The following is a 4,180-nucleotide window of genomic DNA, read 5'->3' as shown; positions in this document are numbered from 1 at the left end:
GCATCTACGGCGGCGTCGATGAATACGGCTTCTTGATCACCCCCTACCGCAAGATCAAGCACGGCAAGGCCACCGACACCGTCGTCTGGATGCGGGCCGACGAGGAGGACAAGTACACGGTGGCGCAGGCGAACGCGCCGGTGGACGAGGGCGGGCACTTCACCTCGCCGCACACCACCTGCCGCAGCCACCACCTCTACAAGGACCAGCCGATCACCGACGTCGACTACATGGACGTCTCCCCCAAGCAGACGGTGAGCGTGGCCACGGCGCTGATCCCCTTCCTCGAGCACGACGACGCCAACCGGGCGCTGATGGGCTCGAACATGCAGCGCCAGGCGGTGCCGCTCCTGGTCACCGAGTCGCCGATCGTGGGCACCGGCATGGAGGTGCACGCCGCCCGCAACAGCGGCGAGCTGGTGATCAACCGGGTCGCCGGCACGGTGGCCGCGGTCGGGTACCCGGAGCCGCCCGCCGACGACCGCACCACCATCCGGGTGCGCAGCGGCCAGGACTCGCCCTACGGCATCCTGGTCCGCCCCGACGACGGCTCCCCCGACACCTGGTACGGCATCCACAAGTTCGTGCGCAGCAACCAGGGCACCTGCCTGAGCCAGCGCACCATCGTCACCCCCGGCCGGCGGGTCGACGTCGGTGACGTGCTCGCCGACGGCCCCTCCACCGACGCCGGTGAGCTGGCCCTCGGCCGCAACGTGCTGGTGGCGTTCATGCCCTGGGAGGGCTACAACTTCGAGGACGCCATCCTCATCAGCGAGTCGGTGGTGCGCGAGGACAAGTACACCTCGATCCACATCGAGGAGTTCGAGATCGAGGCCCGCGACACCAAGCTGGGCCCCGAGGAGATCACCCGCGACATCCCCAACGTCTCCGAGGAGACGCTGAAGAACCTCGACGACCGCGGCATCATCTACGTCGGCGCCGAGGTGCACCCGGGCGACATCCTGGTGGGGAAGATCACCCCCAAGGGCGAGTCCGAGCTCAGCGCCGAGGAGCGCCTGCTCCGCGCCATCTTCGGTGAGAAGGCGCGCGAGGTCCGCGACTCCTCTCTGCGCGTGCCCCACGGCGAGCGCGGCATCGTCGTCGACGTCCGCGAGTTCAGCCGGGAGAGCGGCCACGAGCTGCCCCCCGGGGTCAACGAGCTGGTGCGCGTCTACGTCGCCCAGAAGCGGAAGATCAGCCAGGGCGACAAGATGGCCGGTCGCCACGGCAACAAGGGCGTCATCGCGCGCATCCTGCCGATCGAGGACATGCCCTACCTGCCCGACGGCACCCCGGTGGAGATCGTCCTCAACCCGCTGGGCGTGCCCAGCCGCATGAACCTCGGCCAGGTGCTCGAGACCCATCTCGGCTACGCCGCCGCCGCCCTCGGGCTGAAGGTGGCCTCGCCGGTGTTCGACGGCGCCTCCGAGGAGACCATCGAGAACGAGCTGGAGCGGGTCGGACTGCCGCGCTCCGGCAAGCAGCGCCTGCGCGACGGCCGGACCGGCGAGCACTTCGACCGCGACGTCACCGTCGGATTCATCTACATGCTGAAGCTGGCTCACCTCGTCGAGGACAAGATCCACGCGCGCAGCACCGGCCCGTACTCCCTGGTCACCCAGCAGCCGCTGGGAGGCAAGGCGCAGTTCGGCGGTCAGCGCTTCGGCGAGATGGAGGTCTGGGCGCTCGAGGCGTACGGCGCCAGTCACATCCTCCAGGAGATCCTCACCGTCAAGTCCGACGACATCGTGGGCCGGGTGAAGGCCTACGAGGCGATCGTCAAGGGTGAGAACACCCTGGAGGCCGGCATCCCCGAGTCGTTCCGGGTCCTCGTCAAGGAGCTCGAGGGCCTTGCGCTGGGGGTCGAGATCATGTCCGACGACGAGCAGCAGATCGTGCTGGGGGAGGAGGACATCCCCGACATCCCGCTCGACCTCGGCATCAACCTCGAGCGCGACGAGCGCGACGAGGTCGACACCGAGACGGTTCGCTGAGGGCGATCGCGCTGACCAGGAACCCGTTCACCACTTCCACCCGCGAGACGCGGGACTACGCAGCTGCCCGGGATGCCCGGGGGACGTCGGCGTCCTCCGAGGCACGTAGAGGTGCAATGACACTGTGCTGAAGCTCGAGAACTTCGACGCTCTCCGACTGAGTATCGCCAGCCCCGAGATGATCCTCTCGTGGTCGCATGGTGAGGTCACCAAGCCCGAGACGATCAACTACCGAACCCTGAAGCCGGAGCGCGACGGCCTGTTCTGCGAGAAGATCTTCGGTCCCACCAAGGACTGGGAGTGCCACTGCGGCAAGTACAAGCGCTACCGCTACAAGGGCATCATCTGCGACAAGTGCGGGGTCGAGGTGACCCGCAGCAAGGTGCGCCGCGAGCGCATGGGCCACATCAAGCTGGCCTCGCCGGTCTCGCACGTCTGGTACTTCAAGGGCATCCCCAGCCGCATGGGTCTCCTGCTCGACATGAGCCCGCGCAACCTGGAGAAGGTCCTCTACTACGCCAACTACATCGTCACCCACGTGGACGAGAAGGCGCGGCAGGACATGCTCGCCAAGCTCGACCCCGACAGCGACGACCGGGTGACGGCGCTGCGCGAGCGCCATCAGACCTCGGTCGACGACTACCGGAGCGACGTCGAGACCCGCATCGGCGAGCGCGAGCAGACCGCCTCGGCTGAGCGCGAGCGGCTGCAGGCCTCCCTCCAGGAGCGGATCGCCGCCCTCGAGGAGAGCGCCGCCGACATCGAGGACCGGGTGCGCACCGGCAAGGGGAAGAAGGCGCCCGCCGACTTCTCGCTGAGCGACGGCGTGGTCTCCGAGGTGGTGGTGCCCAGGGGCACCGGCCTCGAGGAGGACGTGGCCGTCGACGTCTCCGCACGTGCGGCGGCGCGCCGCGCCGAGCTCGAGACGGAGATCGCCGGCCGCATCCAGGAGGAGGAGGACGCCGCCGGAGCCGAGGTCGCGCAGTGGCGCGCCGAGCTCGAGGGGCGCCGCGCCGAGGCCGAGTTCAGCGGCCGCGACGAGCTCGCCACCATGCGCGAGCAGATCGACAAGCAGCGCCAGGAGCTGGAGGCCCTCCAGGTCCGCGACATCCTCACCGACACCCAGTACCGCGAGTACATCGAGAAGTTCGGCAAGGTCTTCAAGGCGGGCATCGGCGCCTCGGCGATCCGCGAGCTGCTCAACCAGATGGACCTCGGCCAGGAGTCGATGCGCCTCCGCGAGGAGTCGAAGTCGACCAGCGGCCAGCGGCGCCAGAAGGCGATCAAGCGGCTGCGCGTGGTCGAGGCCTTCCGCAAGTCGTCGACGTCGCCCTCCTGGATGATCCTCGAGGTGCTGCCGGTGGTGCCCCCGGAGCTGCGCCCGATGGTGCAGCTCGACGGCGGGCGCTTCGCCACCAGCGACCTCAACGACCTCTACCGCCGCGTCATCAACCGCAACAACCGGCTGAAGCGGCTGCTCGAGCTCGGCGCCCCGGAGATCATCGTGCGCAACGAGAAGCGCATGCTCCAGGAGGCGGTCGACGCCCTCATCGACAACGGGCGCCGCGGCCGTGCCATCACCGGGACCGGCAACCGCAAGCTGAAGTCGCTCTCCGACATGCTCAAGGGCAAGCAGGGGCGCTTCCGCCAGAACCTCCTCGGCAAGCGCGTCGACTACAGCGGCCGCTCGGTGATCGTGGTGGGTCCGGAGCTGCGGCTCCACGAGTGCGGGTTGCCCAAGAAGATGGCGCTCGAGCTCTTCAAGCCGTTCGTGATGCGCGAGCTGGTGGCCCAGAACTACACCCAGAACATCAAGAGCGCGAAGCGCATGGTGGAGCGGGTGCGGCCCGAGGTGTGGGACGTCCTCGACCAGGTCATCCACGAGCACCCGGTGCTGCTCAACCGCGCCCCGACCCTGCATCGACTCGGCATCCAGGCGTTCATGCCGGTGCTGGTCGAGGGTCAGGCCATCCAGATCCACCCGCTGGTCTGCACCGCCTTCAACGCCGACTTCGACGGTGACCAGATGGCCGTCCACGTGCCCCTGTTCAGCGGCGCCGTGGCCGAGGCCAAGAACCTGATGATGTCGTCGAACAACATCCTCAGCGCGTCGGATGGCCGGCCGGTGGTCACGCCCTCGCAGGACATCGTCCTGGGCTCGTACTACCTGACCCAGGAGATGACCG

The 4,180-nt window shown here is 68.3% G+C and carries 2 protein-coding genes; both read left to right on the top strand.

All coding sequences use genetic code 11. The features are described 5' to 3' along the window. A partial coding sequence (locus VGL20_09745; GenBank protein HEY2703961.1) for a DNA-directed RNA polymerase subunit beta occupies positions 1 to 1,994 on the top strand: 1,994 nt, incomplete at its 5' end. 124 nt (positions 1,995 to 2,118) lie between these two features. Beyond that, on the top strand, positions 2,119 to 4,180 hold a 2,062-nt coding region (locus tag VGL20_09740), incomplete at its 3' end, for a DNA-directed RNA polymerase subunit beta' (protein HEY2703960.1).

It is taken from the genome of Candidatus Dormiibacterota bacterium (assembly GCA_036495095.1).
Taxonomy (GTDB): Bacteria; Chloroflexota; Dormibacteria; order Aeolococcales; family Aeolococcaceae; genus CF-96.
This window is presented reverse-complemented; position numbering and strand designations above follow the sequence as displayed.